Raw genomic sequence first — 20,573 nt, 5'->3', positions numbered from 1 at the left:
AATGAAAAACTTATAGTTTAGTTTTAAAAAATTTTGCAGTTTTTTTACATTTATGCAAGAGTATTAAGAAAAGGTTAGCAATGCTTTACTTTATTTGTATCAGCCATTTTTTAGTATACAATATTATGTATTGATAGAATTTTTATAAATAACGAGGTAGAGAAGCAAAATGAAATTTAGTCATAAATTTATGATGGTATCGGCTGCTGCGTTAATTGGTGTCAGCCCTGTAATAGGAGCAGGTCAATTTACTGTTGTGCAAGCGGCTGACAAGGTTGCAACTAAGAAAAACAACAATTCAAAGCAAAATACGATTAAGTTAAGTCATAATGCTTATGTTTATGACAAAAATGGTAAAAGATTAAAGACTTATATGGGTAGTGCTAAGAATACCAAAATTGGTAAAGGCATCACCTTGACATTTAGTGAGAAAGTTACAATTAAAAATAAAGAATATTATAATTTGGGCGGTAATGCATACGTTAAGGCAGCCAATGTTGGCTATGTCAATGGCAAGAAGGTTGTAAAACCTGCAGCTACAGCGAAAGCCAAGATAAAGCATAATGCCTACATTTATGATGCAAAAGGTAAAACCGAGAAAAAGAAGATAAAAAAGGGTCAAACAGTTACGGTTGACCAACTTATTTATATCGGCAAAAAGTTGTTTTACAGAATTGGCGGTCAAAGCAACCAGTTTATTAAGGCAGCTAATGTTGGAAAAACTACAGGTGCTAAGTTAAAGCCAGTTAATAAAAAGCCAAGTAAAGATGATAATTCACCAAGTGATAACCAGAACGATCCTACTGTGATTACATTAAGTCATAATGCTTATATTTATGATGGCAATGGTCATTCGACTAAAACTTTGATTAGAAAAGACGAAAAGATTACAGTTGATCAACTTAAATATATCGGCAAAAAGCTGTTTTATCGTATTAAAGACGATAACTTCCCTGGCGAAGATCAATGGGTTAAGAAGAATAACGTTGGTATAGTTTCTGGTAAACAATTGCAGCCGACAAATTCTAAGCCAGAAGATGATACGGACATCACGACAATTACTTTGGCACGTACTACTAATGTTTATAACAGCAAAGGTGTGGCTCAACCAACCAAAACTTTTGCTAAAGGTCACAGAGCACGAGTTACCGAATTAAGGTACATTTGGGTAAAGGATGATAATAAGGCTGAATTGTTCTACAAATTACAAAGTGACAAGAACGGTTATATTAAGCAAGACGATATTAGTAAAGTTAGTGGTGTTAAACTAACTCCAGTCAATACTCCTGATACAGCTAAAGATGAGACGGTTACTGCTACTTCAACTGATAAAAAGAGCTTACAAGACTTGTTAGCTCAAGATGCGGCAGTTAAAGCAAGTGATTCCTATAAACTTTCTGCTAAAGCTTTGCGTAGTGCTTATGATTCGGCCATTTCAACTGGTAGTCAAGTTAATACAGCTATTGCGACTGTAGCGCAAGTTAGTGATACAGTAAACCAAATAAATAATGCGAAGGCTGCTCTAAATGGCAAAAAGGTTGTCGTTAGTGATTTGAAAAATTTGACTATCAATGAATCTAATGAAATAGTTGATTTGGTTGCCAGTGTAAACGGCGTTGATAAAAGTGCAGTTCAGTTTAGCAACAATAATACAGTTTTGACTGTTACAAGTGCTAATGGTTTCCAGCAAACTTTAAATATTTCAGACTATGCTACATCAAATAAGTAGTTATAACATATTAAAACAAGACGACATCCTTTGGGGATGTCGTTTTTAATTTTTATGTAATTTTGCAGTGAATTAGCTATGTACTTTACTTAATAAAGTCATTTTTATATAATATTATTGAAACGTTTCAAAGAAATGAAATGAGGTTAGGAAATGGTAAAAAAGGTTTTCCCGAAAAACTTTCTGTGGGGCAACTCCACATCTAGTATGCAAACTGAAGGAGCTGTCAAAGAAGGAGGCAAGGGTAAGTCAGTTTATGATACTTATAGAGCAAAAGATGGCACTTCAATTTGGGATACAGCAATCGATGAATATCACCGCTATCCAGAAGATCTGGATTTATATGCTAATCTAGGGATCAATTGCTACCGCTTCCAAATCTCTTGGAGTAGAGTTAATCCTTTGGGTGATGGTGATTTTAATCCTGAAGGAATTAAATTTTATTCAGACTTAATTGACAACTTACTTGCAAGAAATATCGAACCAATGATTTGTCTTTACCACTTTGATATGCCATTGAATTTGGCTCAAAAATATAATGGTTTTAGCAGCCGCTATGTAGTTAATGCTTTTGTTCGTTATGGCAAAAAAATGATTGATATTTTTGGCAAAAGGGTAAAATACTGGCTAACATTTAATGAACAAAATCTTTATTTTATGCCTGGAGCAGCAAAAATTGCCGGCAAAATAAAAGGTGAGGAAACAATCGCTGATTTGTATATTATTAGTCACCATTTGATGCTGGCTCATGCGCAAATTGCTAATTACTTACATGAAAAAACAAGTGCTAAAATTGGTGGTATGTTGGCGTATAGTGAAGTTTATCCAGCTTCATCAATGCCTAAAGATATTTTATATGCTCGTCAAATTGACGAATTTCTTAATAAAAACCTGCTCGATGCCTTTGTTTTAGGACATTATTCAAATGAAGTAGTTAATTTTGTCCAAAAAAATAATATTCAAACTGGTGTCCTACCTAGTGATCTTGCAGAAATCAGTAAAATGAAAAGTGATTTTATCGCATTCAGTTATTATCAAAGTTCGACAATTAGCAGCACTCTTGTACCCGAAAAAACTGCTCCTAATTATTACTTTAAATTTGGTGGAAAAGAGAATCCATTTTTACCAGTAAATGAGTGGGGTTGGTCGATTGATCCTGACGGCTTTAGAGATGTTTTGACTAAAACTTATAATCAGTATCATGTACCTTTGTTTCCGATCGAAAACGGTATTGGATTGCGGGAGACATATTACGGTAAAGAAATTCAGGATAATCAGAGAATTGAATACCATAAAGAACATTTACGTGCTTTAGAAAAAGCAATAAATAATGATGGTGTTAAGGCTCTAGGCTATTTAGTCTGGGGGTTAATTGATATACCCAGCTCTGGCGGAGATATGGCTAAACGTTATGGCATGGTTTATGTTAATCGCACTAATACCGACTTATTGGATCTTAAACGCATTCCTAAGAAGAGTTATTGGTGGTTTAAAAAGGTAATATCAAGTAATGGCGCAAGCCTGAATTAAAAAGAAGGCACAAATATGAAATTAGCAGTTTTTGATATTGGTGGAACTAATATCAAGTGTGGTAGTTTTCAGGACAATAAGATAGCTAGCATAGAAAAATTTGCGACACCCAAGACTTTTGCAGGTTTGAAATTGCAAATGCACCGCTTCATTGATCAGCATAATTTTGACGGCATAGCTATTAGCGCACCTGGTGCTGTTGATAAGTCAAGTGGCACAATTAAAGGCATCAGTGCAGTTCCCTATATTCATGACAGACCAATATTTAAAGAATTACAAGAGGAATTTTCTTTACCTGTCGCAATTGAAAATGATGCTAATTGTGCTGGTATTTGTGAGGTCAATATCGGTGCCGGTAAAAAATTTACCAATGTAGCTTTCATTATAATTGGCACAGGTATCGGTGGTGCAATTTTTATTAATAAAAAATTATATAAAGGCAATCATTTATTTGGCGGAGAATTTGGCCTTATGCAAACCAGTGATGGTGGAACTCTGAGTACACGGGCAACAATTGTTAAAGCTGCATCTGCATATGAAAGACAAACTGGTATTGATAACATCGATGGTGAAAAACTATTTCTATTAGCAGACCAAGGAGATAAACTAGCGCAAGACCTGATTGATAAAGTGTACAATTATTTAGCTGTTGGTTTGTACAATATTGAAGTCTCTTTTGATTTTGATGCTTTAATAATTGGTGGTGGTATTTCAGCCCATAAAGGTTTTAGTGCCGAAATATCTAAACGTTTGTATGCAGAATTGGTAAAAAATAAAGTAAGCGAAATAATGCCTGAAGTCAAAGAGTGTCAGTATCATAATAATGCGAATTTATATGGTGCTGCATATAACTTTATTTCGGATTATGCTATAGAGGTGGGAAATGGCAACAATTAAAGATATTGCTAATAGGTCAGGTGTATCAGTTGGTTCTATCTCTCGTTATTTAAATGGTATTCATTTAAAAAAAGAAAATGAAGAGAAGATCAAGCAGGCTATCAAGGAATTACACTATATACCAAATCAAACCGCTAAATCTCTTAAGATGAATAAGTCCTTTTCAATTGGAATATTGGTAGATAATATGGATAACTTCTACAGCTCTCAATTAATAGCAGCTTTAGAGCAATTGTTCGATCATGCCGGGTATTTTTTACTTTTAACCAGTCATCGTAATAATGAAAAAACTTTTGAATTTAAACTAGCAAAACTAATTGAGCGATCTGTTGATGCTTTAATCATTTTGAAAGCAGAAAGTAAGTGGCAATCTTTTCAAAAAGTGGGACAATTGCCATTACCCGTTGTTTCAGTTGAAGCTTCATTGCTAGATAAAAGAGTGCCGGAAATCATGAGTGCAGATATGATGGCTTCGCAAAAGGTTGTCACTAAAATACTGCAAAAAAGAAATAAACCTGCATTTTTGATTCCCACCGAAAGTGACTATGTGCTGCAACAACGGCTTGCGGGTATTAATGCTGCTTGCAAATCAATGGGGGTAACACTTACTCCTAGTCAAGTAATTTATGTTAATTATGGTACAACCGAAGCTTATGAAGCAGTTGCAGGATTGAATGAAAAAGGTTTTGACTCAATTTTTGTCACTAATTATACTAACGCTATTCAAGTCGTTCAAGGAGTTCGTGACTGTGATAAAAAGGTAGGAACTGATATAGCTGTAGCTGGATTTGGCTATTCCCATTTATTACAAAATATGAAATTACCGGTTACTTTAATAAAACAACCAGTTGAGAAAGTAGCAGAGAAAGTGGCAGAAACAGTATTAAAGCTGCTTGCTCATCAAAAAGTGGAAAAGCAGGTTTTTATTCAAGACAAGATATTTTGGCAAAAGGAGTTGCAAGATGAATGAGAAGAATAAGAAGAGACAGGATATAGTTGAAAATAAGGGAACCCAACAGGAAAGTTATCAAGACCTACCACAAGTAATTCAAGATAAATTAGAATGGTTTCAAAATCAAAAATTGGGTATTATTTTTCATTGGGGTTTATACGCGCAAGCAGGTGTTGTTGAATCATGGCAATTATCAAAAGAAGATGATTGGGCTCGTAAACACGGTGCCTTTCGCAAAGATCTAAAAGAATTAAGACATGATTATTGGGCATTAAATCATGAATTTAATCCAGTGAATTTTGATCCGGAAAGTTGGGCTAAAGCAGCAAAATATGCTGGCTTTAGGTATATGATCTTTACCACAAAGCACCATGATGGTTTCAACATGTACGATACCAAATATAGTGACTATAAGATTACCAGTAAAGATTCTGCTTTTCATAATAATCCATTGGCTGATATCTTAAAATATGTTAACGAGGCTTTTCGCAAGGAAGGAATTGCTACCGGTGCTTATTATTCAAAGGCTGACTGGCACTGTCCTTTTTATTGGGAACCTGGCTCTGATCCCCGAGGAAGATATGCAAGCTATGATCCAGCACAAAAGCCTGAGTTATGGCAAAAATTTCAAAAGTTTGTTGAAAATCAGTTAGTTGAAATTTGCCAAAATTATGGACCAATTGACATATTATGGCTTGATGCTGGCTGGGTTAATGGCGGTCACCATGAATTCCTGCCTATGGAGCAAATTGCCAAAAAGATCTGGCAAATTAAAGCTGATACCCTGATTGTTGACCGCACAATTGGTGGAAAATACGAAAATTATGTTACGCCAGAGCAGCAAATACCCGCTGCCCCACCTCAAAAGGTTTGGGAGTCTAACCTAACTTTGGCTAAAAATTGGGGATATGTACCTAATGATCAGTATAAAAGTTTTAGAGAAATACTAGATAATATCATCAAAATTATCTCACTGGGCGGCAACGTCATTTTAGGAATTGGTCCTAAACCAGACGGTAATTTGCCACAGCCTGCCTTAGAATTAATGAAAAAACTAGGGGATTGGCTAAAAGTTTTTGGTGAAGCCGTCTATGATACACGTGGCTGTCCAGAATATGTCAATAAGAACATTTTTATGACAAAGAAAAACGCAGACTACTATTTATTTTATAACAGTGAAGAAGTTAATCACAAAATTTCAATCAATGATTTGCCAGCAAAAGCGAATACGTTTTTAAGCTTAGAATCGGGGAAGCCTCTTTCTGTTTACGATAATATTATTAACTTGCCGAAAACTGCTTTTCCATATGGTGTAATAAAAATTAAAAAGTGATAAAAAGCCTCTCAAAATATTCAAATTTTGTTGAAATCACTTACATTTTTTGTTGAAACGTTTCCAATTTAGAGTTATAATATTGTTGTTGAAACGTTTCAATTTTTTAGGAGGGAAGAAAATGAATTGGATTGACAAATTTGCAAATAAGTTGTCCCCGTTAGCAGGAAAACTTAACAATCAGAGGCATTTAGCCGCGATACGTGATAGTTTTATTGTTACAATGCCATTAATAATGGCAGCTTCAGTTTTTGTTTTATTGAATGCATTATTATTTAGTAATGCTGCAGTAAATAAAGTTATAGATCTAAGTAAATTAGCTGATTTAGCTACAATGGTAAATAATGCTACTTTGGGTATACTGGCAATTTTGGTTGCATACAATATCGGTGTTAATTTAGCTACTTGGTATGTTGAAAATAAAAGGGTAAATTCTAAAGCATTCACACCTACTCATGCTGGTGGTCTGTCTGTGTGTTTAATGTTTCTAATGATGCCTGTTAGAAATCAGGTTACATTAGTTTCTGGTAAAACAGCATTAGCAGTTGATGCTTTTCCTCAAAGTTTAACTTCATCATCAGGTTTATTTTTAGCAATGTTTGCTGGAATAGTAGGGACTGAGCTGTTTGTTCGTTTTTCTAAATATGAAAAACTTCAAATTCATATGCCTGATTCCGTTCCTCCAGCAGTTGGATCTACGTTTAATTCTTTAGTACCAGAGGTGCTTGTTATAATTATAATGGTAATTCCTATATATTTAATTACAACATTTCTTGGAAAAAGTATACCAGAACTTATTTCTATTATTATTCAAACACCATTAAAAGGATTGGTTCTTTCTGGACCAGGGATGATTTTAATTCAGTTCATATCTGATACTTTGTGGGTTTTTGGATTACATGGTTCAAGTATTCTTTCGCCAATTACTGTCGCACCTCAGTTACAATCAATTCAAGAAAATATTCAAGCTTTTGCAAATCACAAGCCAATTCCTAATATAGTTAACGCACCTTTTTTAGGATCTTATGGATTATTAGGTGGCGGTGGATGTGTCATGGCACTGATTATTGCCATATTTTTAGTATCGAAAAAAGAGGATAATCGTAATGTTGCTAAATTAGCAATTGGACCAAGTGTTTTTAATATTGCTGAACCAATCATGTTTGGATTACCAGTAGTAATGAACCCATTATTTATGATTCCCGTGGCTGTTATACCATCAATTAATCTAACCTTGGCATATATTTTAACTAAAATTGGTTTATTAGGAAAAATGGTGGCGATTTCTCCATGGATTACTCCACCTGTGCTACAAACATGGGTTTCAACAGCCGGAAATATACCGGCAACATTGTTCACAGTAATATTATTAATAATGGATGTTATCATTTATATACCATTCGTGATGGCAAGTAATAAAGTTGTTGAAAAATCTTAAGAGTATAGATATGAATGATTATCAAAATTCTAATTTACCTATTCAAAATCGAGTAAATGATTTGTTAGGAAGAATGACATTACAAGAAAAAATTGGTCAGGTAAACCAACATTTATATGGTTGGAAATGTTATCAAAAAAGTTCAAAAGATAATTATAGCTTAACGAATTATTTTAAGGAACATGTCAAATGGGGAAATGGAATAGGTGCCTTATATGGCGTTCTGAGAGCAGATCCTTGGTCGAACGTTAATTTTAAAAACGGGATTTCTCTATATAATAGCCAAAAGTTAACAAATAAAATCCAGAAATATGTGATTGAACATTCCAGACTACATATACCTGTATTATTTGTTGAAGAATGCCCCCATGGGCATCAAGCACTTGAGAGTCCATCTTTTCCTACTAATATTGGAAAAGGTAATAGCTTTGACTCTTCTCTAATCAAACAAATGGCTGCGGCAGAGTCTGATGAGTTAAAAGCTAAGGGTATCAATTTAGCACTTGTTTCCACTTTGGATTTAGCTAAGGATCCCAGATGGGGAAGAACTGAAGAGTGCTTCGGTGAGGACCCATACCTATCGGCACAATTTTCTGAAGCAATAGTTCAAGGATTTCAAGGAGATCTAATTAATGAAAAAAATAAGATTGGAGATAAGATAGTTAACTCAGCTGAAAAACATGTTGGTGTAGTTCTTAAGCATTTTATTGCACAGGGAGAAGTGCTTGGAGGACATAATTCAGGTTCTGTTAATTTGGGAAAAAATGAATTCATTAATGATTATGAATCTTTGATCCACTCATGCAGGAATGCAGCCGGTATTATGGCTGCTTATAATGATATAGATGGTATCCCTTGTCATGTTAATGAATGGTTGCTAAAAGAAAAACTGCGTCAGGATCATGGCTTTCAAGGGATAGTCATGGCAGATGGGACAGCTTTGGATCGGTTAAGTGATTTTTATCCTGATGAGTCTCAGGCTGTTAAGGCTGCTCTTTCAGCAGGGATAGATATCAGTTTATGGGACAATTTATTCCTTAATATTGAAAAAGCAGTGAAAATTTATCCTGAATTACTAAAAGATTTAAATCAGTCAGTTTCACGAGTTTTAACTATTAAATTTTTATTAGGATTATTTGATAACCCGTATACTAATGTAACAAGTGAAAAAATTGACCAGATATTGCAAAAAGAAAACGAAATAAATAAGCAGTTGTCACTAGAAAGTATGACACTTGTCAAAAACGAACATAATATTTTGCCAATTAAGAAAAAAACGAAGGCAGTAATTGTAGGTCCTAGTGCAGACTCTTGTTACAACTTACTTGGTGATTATAGCGCACCACAAAAACCAAAAATTGAACAAAATACAATTTATAGTGCGCTAAAAGAAAAAATGCCTAGTCTTAAATATACATTAGGGTGTCAAGTTAGATCGAAACAGACAATGAAACAAAAATTAATGGTAGAAGAAGAATCCAAGGACTCAGATTTGGCAATATTAGTCCTTGGTGGCTCAAGTTCAAGGCGTTTTGATGACAAATTTTTTGATAATGGTGCGTTATCTTCAAAAAGCGTCAATATGGATTGTGGAGAAAATGTTGATGTCGCTTCTTTGCAACTTGGCGGTTCCCAAATTGAGTTATTAAAGCAATTGAAAAAAAGCGGGAAAAAAATAATCACCATCTTAATTCAAGGTAGACCTTATGATATAAATGAGATTTTATCGTTGTCAGATGCTGTTTTGTTAAGTTGGTATCCTGGCATTTTAGGACCACAGGCAATCACTGATATTTTATTGGGTGACTATAATCCTGAGGGAAAATTAAGCATCAGCTATCCTATAAATTCGAGTCAACTCCCCGTATATTATTACCAACGTGATGCACCAAAAAATGAAAATTACTATGATCAATCGGGAAATCCCAAACTTGAATTTGGTTATGGACTACACTATGGTCAAATAAAAGCAGATATTATTAGGTTTTCATTCACTAGTATGTTTTCCGGTGCAGTTACTATTGATCTTTTGAATAAAAGTAAAATGAAAGTACACGAAACTTTATTAATGTTTGCTCAGGTAAAAAAAGTGGGCGAAATACCACAAAAATGGCGTTTAATAAAATTTGAAAAAATTAGTTTGAATGCTAATGAAAAGAAAAAATTGACACTAAACTTTAAAATACCAGTGTATTGCTCTATTGATGAAATTTATCAAACAAAAGTTAAATTATATAATCAGGTTTTTGAAAATAATAAGTTATAAATGTGAATTACTAATTTTAATAAAAATAGTATTTAGATTATTTAGAAGTTAGATTAGATGCTTATACATAATAAGAGTAATATAGAAGTGGAAATAAATAATTCGCTTATAAATTAGGAGATAAGTATTATGTTATCAAATTCCAGTCAAACTATAGAAAACGAACGAACTATCAGATATTACTTTAACTCTTGGCTTAAAAAAGATTTTTCTGCTCTTGATAGCTGGTTTAACCAGGATGTCTATTACCGTGAATGCTATGGCGCTACTTATGAAGGGTTAGATGAGTTAAAAGCCTATATTAATTCGAAGTCTAAAGAGCAGACAGTTTTAAAATGGGATATTTTTAAAATTGAACAAACTGATACTGGTAAATTTGTTGTTACTTGGTATTTTGATGCTGTAGAAAAAGAAGAATATTGCTTCGATGGGGTGTCACTAATAGAGTTTACTGGGAATAAGATAAAGAAGGTTGTGGAATATTCAACTAAACATGAAACCTTTCGTCCATTTAAAGAAAAAATCTAAATCAAAGACTTTCTCATTGAGGGTGACAAACAATAGATGCATCTTTTTATTAAATAATAATTAAAAAGATGCATTTTATTAGTAAAAAAATATGGTATATACCATTTTGATCACCTGACTAATATCGATTAGAGAATATTGAACTATATTGGTGTAGACCAAAGCCATAAAACGTACAGCCACAACAATTTACGCTTTTAAAATGGTAAACGTTTCCATTTGCTATGGTATAATGCAAGTGTAGTGAAATATTAGTAGGAGGAATTATTATGAATGCTATAATTAACTGGCTAAACAAGCATCTCGTTCCTGTTGCGGCTAAGATCGGCTCTCTTCGCTGGCTTGTTGCACTGCGTGATGCCTTTATCTCCATTATGCCTATTATGCTGGCTGGTTCAGTAGCTAGTGTATTAAATGCCATCTTTAGGGATGTTCCCACTAACCTAGGATGGATGGGCGTTGTTAACTCAATGCAATGGCTCATTAGTATTAATGGCCTGGTTTGGACAGGTTCAACAGCGATTCTGGGATTGCTGTTTGCCTTCACATTTGGCTATCAAATGTGTATCCAATATAAAGTTGAACCAATCGCAGGTGGCCTGCTTACATTAGGTACCTTTATCATGAGCTTGCCTCAGAGCTTTTCAGCTGACTTAAAAAATGTTCTTACCAAGGGTGATATAAAAACCTTAACTGCTGCTAATATGGCTGTTAATGGTAAGAATATTAGTGCTTGGGGCTGGTTCAATTTTAATAAGTACTTTGGTGCTTATGGCTTCTTTACCATAATGATTATGGGTGCTATTTCTGTTGCAGTTTACATTGCTTTAGTTAAGAGACATATTACTATTAAAATGCCTGACAGTGTTCCACCCGCAGTTTCCAATGCCTTTACAGGTATTATTCCTGCAACTGCTGGTTTGTTCGTTGTTGGTATTATTAACTATCTATTCAGTCTTAGAAATACAACGGTAATTGACTTAATTGCCAAAACAATTCAAGAGCCGTTAATGAAGATGGGGCAAGGTTATGGTTCATTATTACTGATAGTGTTCCTAGTTCAACTATTTTGGTTCTTTGGTATTCATGGCACCAATGTCTTGGCTCCTGTCACAGAAAGTATTTGGACTACCGCATTGATTGCCAATACTAATGCCCATAAGATGCAAAAGGCATTACCGTATATGTGGACTAGAAGTGACTTTGACCTTTATGTTTGGATCGGTGGTGCAGGTTCAACTCTGTTACTTATTTTAGCCGTTCTTGCTTTTTCAAAGCGTGAAGATGAACGTGCCGTTGCTAAGATTTCACTTGTACCTGGGATCTTCAACATTAATGAACCTATGATGTTTGGTATGCCAATCGTTTTAAACCCAATTTACATTATTCCATTTGTTCTTGCTCCACTAGTTATGGTATCAATTGCATATGGTGCCTTAAGTCTTGGCTTGGTAAACAGAGTTGCCGTACAGACAACCTGGGCAATGCCGCCATTTCTTAATGCTATCATTGCTACTATTGACTGGCGTTCAGTTATTTTACAAATTGTCAATATGGTCGTTGGTTTCTTGATTTATGTGCCATTTGTAATTGCTTCTAATAACGTTGACCCTCAAAAAGTTAATAAAGTTTAAGGAGCAATAATTTTATGAAACAGTTGGGTATTTCACTTTATCCTGAGCAAAGTACATTTGAGCGGGATAAAGAGTATATGGATTTGGCTCATAAGTATGGTTACAGGAGAATTTTCACCTCACTTTTGCAGTTAAAAAGTGCAAGTGGTGAAGATATACTTGCAAAATTAAAAAAAGATGTTGCTTATGCAAACGATTTGGGTTTTAAAACTGTAGTCGATATTAATCCAGTTTTGTTTAAAGACCTAAAAATTGATTATAATGATCTAGTTTTCTTTCATGATCTCGGAGTCTGGGGCTTGCGGTTAGATGAAGGTTTTAGCGGCATGGAAGAAGCTGCCATGACTCGTAATCAATATGGACTCAAGATTGAACTGAATATGAGTCGAGGTACTAATTATCTTGACAGCATTATGGCTTATAACCCGGAGAATGATAATCTAATTGGTTGTCATAACTTTTATCCACAAGAATATACGGGTTTAAGTGAAAAGATTTTTAATGAATATTCACAAAAGTATCGTGATTATGGATTGCATACTGCTGCGTTTATTTCATCTAAAAATGCTAAATTTGGTCCGTGGCCTGTTCATGAAGGGCTTCCAACAATGGAGAGCGATCGTAAGCGCAATATTTTTAGTCAGGTTACTCACTTACGCTTGAGCAAAATGATTGATGACATTATTATTGGCAATGCTTTTGCTAGTGAAGACGAATTAGCTGCAGCAGCAAATGCTTTTAACAGTGCTTATCCTACTTTGAAAATTAAGTTTGAAGATGATGTTTTACCAATTGAGCAAACTATCTGCTTAAAAGAGCCCCATTTATACCGCGGTGATGCATCAGAATTCTTATTACGTGATACTAAACCTCGTGTTGTTTATGCTAAAGAAAATATTCCAGCTCATAATAATGACAAAGCCTCTTTTGCAAGAGGGGATATAGTTGTTGTTAATGATCAATATCCGCGCTATAAAGGAGAACTGCAAATTGTGTTAATGCCGTTTGAAAATGACGGCAGACGTAATCTTGTGGGACACTTATACGCAGATGACTTAGACTTGCTAAAAGCCGTAAAACCTTGGAGTACATTTATAATGAAGCAAAGCTAATTCATTTAGTTTAAATATTCAAGCTGTGAGCAGATTAACTCACGGCTTTTTGTTTGTGTACATGTTTTAACAAAATAAAATAGTATAATGGTCCATGTAAGTGATTTCACACTAAGGGAGAAATAGAATAAATGCTGGGTTTTTCGATTTATCTAAACCGTGATCTAACGGCTGATGATTATAATTACATACTTGCGATGCGCAATGCGGGATTAACAACTATTTTTACTTCACTTCATATTCCTGAAGATGATCCCAAAGTAATATTAAAAAGATTAGCAGAGCTGACCAAGTGGTCTAAGAACTTAGAAACTGCTGTTATTGCTGACGTTTCTGAAAGTGGTATGGCAAGGCTAGGGCTGACACTTGAAAATGAAGAGCAGATTGAAAGCTTCGGCTTGTCTGGCCTTAGAATAGACGATGGCGTGTCTCCATCTACTGTAGCAAAGCTTTCACAGAAAATGCCAATTGCTCTGAATGCTAGTACTATCAATGAAGATGACGTCACAGCTTTACGAGAGCATGGTGCCAACTTCGAAAATTTGCAAGCTTGGCATAATTTTTATCCGCGACCAGAAACCGGTCTAGATTCAAATTGGTTAAAAGAAAAAAATGATTGGTTACATCACATGAATTTAGAAACAATGGCATTTGTTGCAGGTGATGATGTTCTGCGTGGACCTATTCACGCTGGACTGCCAACTCTTGAAAAGCAAAGAGCAGAGAATCCTTTAGCTGCAATGTTGGAATTAAAACACTTAGCTTGTGACCATGTTTTTATTGGGGATGCTTCTTTATCACCGCAAATGATTGATAGTTTTAAAAATTACACTAAAAAGCAGATTATTACACTTCGCATTGATGAAAACTTGCCTGAACTATTTAATTTTGAATGGCATAATCGTCCGGATGTAGCGCGAGATGTAGTAAGGTTAACGGAGGGGCGTAGCCGTCAGTTATTTGATGTCGCACCCCAGGGAAATCCTGGGACTCGATCAAAAGGGACAATTACCTGTGACAATAAATTATATTTGCGTTATCAGGGTGAATTACAAATAACTAAACGTGATTTACCAGCTGACGAGAAAGTTAACGTATTGGGACACGTGGTAGCTGATGATTTACCACTTTTGAATCAAATAGGTGCAAGGCAAAGCATCATTTTCATTGCTGCAGATGAATAAAATTTGTATGGGGTTTTATACTCTATCTTTATTAAAATTGGTATAATCCATTAAAATATGATTTTTAGTAATTAATTATCATAATTTGCAAATTGGTCTATTGAAGAATATACTTATTTTGTCTTTATAAAAGGAGGAAAAAATGAGTACAGATAAATATGCCGAAATAGGCCAAGAAATCTATGATCATATTGGTGGTATTGCAAACGTTAAATCTTTATACCATTGTATGACCAGAGTGAGAATTACGGTCAGGGATAAATCTAAAGTGGATTTAGCTGGTTTAAAACAAGTTAAAGACATTTTGGGAGTAGTTGATGGTGAAACACTGGAAGTAGTTTTAGGTCCTGGTGTAAATGCTAAAGTTGCTCAAAGCATGGTTAATGCAGCTGGGGTAAATGAAAATGATCCTTTTCCAGATGTAACAGCTAAGGAAAGCTCTTATCAAAAAGACAAGAGCGAAGTTATGGAGAAAGCTGAAGAAGTTCACGCAGCCCATAAAGCCAGCTTAAAGAAAACTTGGTGGCGTGCAGTCTTACAACATATTTCGGCTATCTTCATACCTTTAATTCCAGCATTTGTTGGTGCCGGTTTAATTTCTGGTGTATCAGGTATTTTAAGAAATATGTTGACAGCCAAAATGCTGCCGGCAAGCTGGAACCTGGGCATCACCGTTTTAGGTGTGATTGCCAATGGACTATTTGCCTACTTAAATATCTATGTTGGTATTAATGCTGCTAAAGAATTCAAAGCTACACCTGGACTTGGTGGTATCATCGGTGGTGTAGTAATGCTGCCTGGTGTGGTAGCTCCTATGGTAATACCAAATATTTTTAATGGTCAGCCGTTAGCTGCCGGACAGGGTGGTATCATCGGAGTTTTACTTGCAGTATGGCTACTGTCATATGTTGAAAAATTCTTCCACAAATATATGGCTGATTCAGTTGATATCATCTTCACGCCATTTTTAACTTTATTAGTAATGGGTCTAATTACTATTTTTATCATTATGCCTTTTGCTGGTTGGGTTTCAAACTCACTCATTGGCGGAATTAACTGGGTCTTAAAGGTTGGTGGACCTGTTGCCGGTTTTATTTTAGGTGCAGTGTTCTTACCAATGGTTATGTTTGGCTTGCATCAAATTTTAACGCCAATTCATTTGCAAATGATTCAAAAGATGGGTTATACGCCGTTATTGCCTATTTTAGCAATGGCGGGTGCCGGACAAGTAGGTACTGCAATTGCTTTATGGGTTAAATGTCGTAAGAACAAAGAATTAACTAAACTAATTAAGGGGGCTTTGCCCGTCGGAATTTTAGGAGTAGGTGAGCCACTAATTTATGGTGTTTCTCTTCCTTTAGGTCGTCCCTTTATTACTGCATGTTTAGGTGGTGGTATTGGTGGTGCCGTTTTAGGAGCCTTCGGCAATGTCGGCTCAATCGCTATTGGTACATCTGGTATTGCTTTAATTCCGTTAATTGCCCACAATAAAGCATTAAATTATTGTATTGGTTTATTAGCGGCTTATATTGGCGGTTTTATTCTAACTTATTTCTTTGGTGTACCTAAGAGCGCTGTAGTTGCTAAAAATGAAGATGGCTCTTTTGTTAACCCCGAGAATAATGAAACAAGTCACGAAAGTGTTGAAGTTAATTTAGCCAGTCCTGTGAATGGTGAATTGGAAGAATTATCTGCAGTAAAAGATGATGTTTTTGCTCAAAAAATGCTGGGAGACGGCTTTGCTGTAATTCCTGATAATGATGGTAAAATTGTTGCTCCAGTTGATGGACGTATTTTAACAATTATGGATACGAAACATGCAATTACAATGGAATCGGATCAAGGTCCATTAGAATTAGTCTTGCATTTTGGAATTGACACTGTTGAATTAAAGGGTGCTCCATTTGAAATAAAAGTAAAAAGTGGACAGTATGTCAAACGCGGCGACGTTATTGGTCAAATGGATGTTCCAGCTGTCAAAGCTGCGGGTAAACCAACAGATATTATGGTCATGATTAACAATATGGAGGATGTCGCAAGTATTTCTCCTATTACTACAGGCCAGGTTACTGCCAATCAGATGGTTGCCACTGTAAAAACTAAATAACTAACGGATAGAAAATGAAAATTAAAAACTTAGAAACTGAAGCGCGAAATCCTGCAACAACGCACATTGATACGATGTCTACATTGGATATGGTCAAAACAATTAATGCTGAAGATCAAAAAGTAGCTCTTGCTGTAGCAGGAGAGAGCGATCAAATTGCTAAAGCAATTGATCAGGCTTCCACAAGATACTCTGCTGGAGGACGCTTAATCTATATTGGTGCTGGAACTAGTGGACGATTAGGTGTGCTTGATGCAGCTGAACTAGTTCCGACCTACGGTATTAAGCCAGAAAGAGCAATTGGCTTGATTGCAGGTGGCAAAAAAGCTATGTTTGCTGCTGTAGAGGGTGCAGAAGATTCCATCACAATGGGAGAAGCCGACCTGAAAAATCTTAAATTAACGGCAAATGACATTGTTATTGGCTTAGCTGCCAGTGGCCGAACTCCTTATGTTATTGGTGGGTTAAAATATGCCGCTAAAGTTCAAGCTCTAACTATAGCCGTAGCTTGTGTGCCAAATTCAGTGATAGGTCAAATCGCTGAAATTGCAATTAATGCTGTAGTTGGCCCTGAAGTGATAACTGGCTCAACTCGTATGAAAGCCGGTACTGCTCAAAAAATGATTTTAAATATGATCTCAACCGGTGTAATGATCAGACAAGGCAAAGTTTATCAAAATGTGATGGTTGATGTGCAACCGACTAATGATAAGTTAGTCGATCGTGCTTGCCGTATTATTAGTGAAACGGCAGCAATATCTCCTGCTAAGGCTCTGCGTTTCTTAAGAAAAGCTGGTAATGATGTTGCTCTTGCAATAATAATGGCTAAAACTGGTAAAAATAAACAGGAAGCTGCTCAATTGTTAACTGAACATCATGGTATTGTCAGTGAAGTTTTAGAGACTTCGAATTAAAATTTCGGTTAAGTGCTCCTTAATAATTAAACCTTTAATTATTAAGGAGCACTTTTTCTATACTAAATAATATAAAAAGAAAATCTTAATTATTAACTCAAGGAAAACATCTTTAAATAAAAAGAACTAATTTCGCTTGCATATTGGAAATTAGTCCTCAATAAAACTTAATAACTTTTTTTAATTGGATAAGAAATTAGCTCTAAACATGTTACTAACTGTTTTCTTCTTTTAATAAGCTTCTTTCGTAAATTTTCATGAATGGGTAATACATTAAGCCATCAATTACAATCAATAATATTACTAATATTGGAGCTCGCCAATCCATAGTTGATAAAAATGCTCCAATTGGCGCTGGCATTTGCCATGAAAATAGTGCAAATGTCTTTTTCACAAGTCCAAATGACATTGAAAGGTAGCTTAAGATAGCGTTAACCGTGGAAGTAAAAATAAAGGGAATGAAAAAGATTGGGTTTAGCATCAACGGGGTACCAAATATCATAGGCTCAGAAATTCCAAATAGTGCTGGAATCAAACCCACTCTACCCACTGTTTTTAGTTGCTTAGATTTTGAAAATGACATTATAATCGCTAAAGCTAAGACAGAACCGCAGCCACCGATAATAACAAAGTAAACCCAAAAAGGAGTAGTAAAAATTCTTGGCAGTGCTTTGCCTGCTAACTTAGCGCTAGCATTGATAGAGAGATTACCATCACGAATTGGTCCCAGAATACCAGCGAGAGCAGCATCGTGAATACCGAAAAACCAAAAGAGTTGTACTAAAATAGTTAAAAAGATTGTTGCTGGCAAGCTGTCTGCAACCTTAAAACTTGGTGATAAGAAGCTGTAAATGGCTTTAACTGCTGTAGTATGGTTTGCTTGACAAATTATAAAAATAATTGCGTCTACTGCTAAAATAACTAGTGCTGGAACAAATGAAGCAAAGCTTTCTGATAAAGCTGATGGTACTCCTTTAGGCATCTTAATTCGACCAAAATCGTGCTTACGCATGGCGTGGTACGCTTCCGTTGTTAGAATAGCAATCAAAATGGCAATGATAATTCCCCGGCCATCCCAATAGCTAATGTCTGCAAAATTTCCAGTAAAGCCGAGTTTTTTAGGATCAAAAACTAACATAAAAAATCCGGCTAAAGAAAACATGATAGGTGATAAAGGATTTTCTTTGTAATGCTGGCATAAAAAGTAGGTAATACCAACGCAAATAAAAACAGACATTGCGCTCATCGAAACGGAACTTAGCCAAGTAAGTATTAAAGCATTTTTTTGGGCAAAGTGAGCCCAAGCTATTAATAAGCCATTACTATGTTTGGTAACAGGTGGCGCAGCACCGATTATGACAAAAATTGAACCAAACAATGTGATTGGTAGAAGTGTCATAAAAGTATCTCTAATAGCTGCAAGATGACGTTGATTGGCCATTTTATTAGCAAATGGTGTAATGTGTTTATCCATCCAAGAAGTAATTTTTGTAGTTTCCATGTTCAATCTCCTACTTTAGTATTCCCTACGTTCAACCAATTTACCATTTGAATTAATAATTTTTTTGTACCAAAAGTAGGAAGCTTTTGGCTTACGCTTTAATGTTGAAAAATCAACGGCCACTAAGCCATAACGTTTTTCGACCCCGTTCATCCATGAATACAGATCAAATGGGGACCAGGTAAAGTAACCTCTGACATCAGCTCCTTTGTCTTGTGCATTCATCAAAGCATTTATATGATCATTCATAAAGGAAATGCGGTAGTCATCCTTGACTTCACTTACATTAATATTTTCATGAAAGCCAACACCATTTTCTGTCACATAGATAGGCAAATGATATTTTTGGTACGCACGAATTAAGCCATCCTCTAACCCTTTGGGATATATTTCAGTGTCCCATTCAGTGTATTCACTATTTGGATCCATTACCTGTTCAAACCAATTTTTTATTCTCATTTGAGTCGAGCCTTTTTTACCGGAATTATTAAATACCATTTTCGTTTCACCGGAGGTATATGGTTTTACTAATGTACGGGCGTAATAATTTAAACCTAAAAAATCAACTGTATTTTCCGCTATTGTTTTTAGAAGGTCTGGCTTCATGAAAGAAATATCATTAGTCTCACTAAGTTTAGCTAGCAAATCAATGGGGAAACTACCTAGTGCAGCGGTATCTAAAACCCAGTTGTTAGCATAATTATCAGCATTCCGCATAGCGATTTTAGTTTCAATCGTATCATCTATGCCATCAATTGGTGAATAACTATGAACAATACCTATTTGTCCCTGAAATTTTCCCTGACGAAATTTTTGAATAGCTAATGCACTGGCATACATCACGTTAAAGCCACAAGTGATCGTGTGTTGCAAATCATGTTCAGCCGGCGGATAGTTGCCAATCAAATAGCCATTGACAGTAAACCATTTGGGTTCGTTAAAAGTTGTCCAGAGTTTAACTTTATCGCCAAAAGCTTTAAAACAAACTTCAGCGTAGTGGGAAAAAGCACGGCTGGTATCAAGATTGAGCCAGCCACCAACCTCTTGCCAGTACTGTGGCAGATCCCAGTGATAAAGTGTCACAAAAGGCGTTATGCCATTTTTAAGGCAACAATTAATTAGTTTATTGTAAAACTCAATTCCTTTCGGATTAATGTCCCCGGCACGATTTTTGATAATGCGGGGCCAAGACAAAGAAAAACGGTATGCATTTTGACCACCATCCTTCATCATTTTGATATCTTCTTCAAAATGATGATAATGATCGCTAGCAACATCACCGTTTTCTAAATTATTTTCATGTAAATAATGATCCCACATGGATTCTGCCTTATCGTCAACATTCCAAGCTCCTTCGCACTGATAGGATGCTGTTGCGCCTCCCCAAAGGAAATTACTATTCATATTTGCCTCCACTTCATAAGTAAAACACAAAAAAGTCTTTTTCT

At 35.4% G+C, this 20,573-nt stretch carries 15 protein-coding genes; 13 read left to right on the top strand and 2 right to left on the bottom strand.

The window, feature by feature from the left end; all coding sequences use genetic code 11:
* The first annotated feature begins 169 nt into the window (after positions 1-169).
* The 13 genes from F5ESL0261_RS08240 (at position 170) to murQ (ending at position 17,624) form a co-directional block, all read left to right on the top strand.
* Positions 170-1,729 carry an SLAP domain-containing protein gene (locus tag F5ESL0261_RS08240; RefSeq protein ID WP_122052861.1) on the top strand — a complete coding sequence of 520 codons (1,560 nt, stop codon included), beginning with the start codon at positions 170-172 and terminating at the stop codon, positions 1,727-1,729.
* A 153-nt stretch (positions 1,730-1,882) separates the two neighbouring features.
* Complete coding sequence (locus F5ESL0261_RS08235; RefSeq protein ID WP_122052860.1) at positions 1,883-3,259, top strand: glycoside hydrolase family 1 protein; 1,377 nt, start codon at positions 1,883-1,885, stop codon at positions 3,257-3,259.
* Positions 3,260-3,274: 15 nt separating this feature from the next.
* Positions 3,275-4,156, top strand: a complete 882-nt coding sequence (locus tag F5ESL0261_RS08230; protein WP_122052859.1) for an ROK family protein — start codon at positions 3,275-3,277, stop codon at positions 4,154-4,156.
* Positions 4,143-5,126: a LacI family DNA-binding transcriptional regulator gene (locus F5ESL0261_RS08225; RefSeq protein ID WP_122052858.1), complete on the top strand. Its 984-nt coding sequence runs from the start codon at positions 4,143-4,145 to the stop codon at positions 5,124-5,126. The genes F5ESL0261_RS08230 and F5ESL0261_RS08225 overlap by 14 nt, the downstream gene beginning before the upstream one ends.
* Entirely contained in the window at positions 5,119-6,441 is a 1,323-nt protein-coding gene (locus F5ESL0261_RS08220) for an alpha-L-fucosidase (RefSeq protein ID WP_122052857.1), read from the top strand. The genes F5ESL0261_RS08225 and F5ESL0261_RS08220 overlap by 8 nt, the downstream gene beginning before the upstream one ends.
* Positions 6,442-6,562: 121 nt before the next feature.
* Positions 6,563-7,879 (top strand): PTS sugar transporter subunit IIC, encoded by a 1,317-nt coding sequence (locus tag F5ESL0261_RS08215; protein ID WP_122052856.1) that lies wholly within the window; start codon positions 6,563-6,565, stop codon positions 7,877-7,879.
* 10 nt (positions 7,880-7,889) lie between these two features.
* On the top strand, positions 7,890-10,145 hold the full coding sequence (locus F5ESL0261_RS08210; protein ID WP_122052855.1) for a glycoside hydrolase family 3 N-terminal domain-containing protein: 2,256 nt from the start codon (positions 7,890-7,892) through the stop codon (positions 10,143-10,145).
* Between the two features lie 129 nt (positions 10,146-10,274).
* Positions 10,275-10,673: a nuclear transport factor 2 family protein gene (locus F5ESL0261_RS08205; RefSeq protein ID WP_122052854.1), complete on the top strand. Its 399-nt coding sequence runs from the start codon at positions 10,275-10,277 to the stop codon at positions 10,671-10,673.
* 269 nt (positions 10,674-10,942) lie between these two features.
* Entirely contained in the window at positions 10,943-12,307 is a 1,365-nt protein-coding gene (locus tag F5ESL0261_RS08200) for a PTS sugar transporter subunit IIC (protein WP_122052853.1), read from the top strand.
* A 14-nt stretch (positions 12,308-12,321) separates the two neighbouring features.
* On the top strand, positions 12,322-13,419 hold the full coding sequence (locus F5ESL0261_RS08195; RefSeq protein ID WP_122052852.1) for a DUF871 domain-containing protein: 1,098 nt from the start codon (positions 12,322-12,324) through the stop codon (positions 13,417-13,419).
* Positions 13,420-13,550: 131 nt separating this feature from the next.
* Positions 13,551-14,603 (top strand): DUF871 domain-containing protein, encoded by a 1,053-nt coding sequence (locus F5ESL0261_RS08190; RefSeq protein WP_122052851.1) that lies wholly within the window; start codon positions 13,551-13,553, stop codon positions 14,601-14,603.
* Positions 14,604-14,745: 142 nt separating this feature from the next.
* On the top strand, positions 14,746-16,710 hold the full coding sequence (locus F5ESL0261_RS08185; protein ID WP_122052850.1) for a glucose PTS transporter subunit IIA: 1,965 nt from the start codon (positions 14,746-14,748) through the stop codon (positions 16,708-16,710).
* A gap of 14 nt (positions 16,711-16,724) precedes the next feature.
* Positions 16,725-17,624: an N-acetylmuramic acid 6-phosphate etherase gene (gene murQ, locus F5ESL0261_RS08180; RefSeq protein WP_122052849.1), complete on the top strand. Its 900-nt coding sequence runs from the start codon at positions 16,725-16,727 to the stop codon at positions 17,622-17,624.
* Between the two features lie 214 nt (positions 17,625-17,838).
* On the opposite strand, the gene F5ESL0261_RS08175 is transcribed toward murQ, so the two are convergent.
* Positions 17,839-19,125 (bottom strand): PTS sugar transporter subunit IIC, encoded by a 1,287-nt coding sequence (locus F5ESL0261_RS08175; RefSeq protein ID WP_046332549.1) that lies wholly within the window; start codon positions 19,123-19,125, stop codon positions 17,839-17,841.
* A gap of 15 nt (positions 19,126-19,140) precedes the next feature.
* Positions 19,141-20,529: a glycoside hydrolase family 1 protein gene (locus F5ESL0261_RS08170; protein ID WP_122052848.1), complete on the bottom strand. Its 1,389-nt coding sequence runs from the start codon at positions 20,527-20,529 to the stop codon at positions 19,141-19,143.
* Positions 20,530-20,573: the final 44 nt, after the last annotated feature.

Source organism: Lactobacillus sp. ESL0261, assembly GCF_003693025.1.
GTDB classification, from domain to species: domain Bacteria; phylum Bacillota; class Bacilli; order Lactobacillales; family Lactobacillaceae; genus Lactobacillus; species Lactobacillus kullabergensis.
The sequence above is the reverse complement of the archived record's forward strand: the minus strand, read 5'-3'. Positions and strand labels throughout refer to the sequence as shown.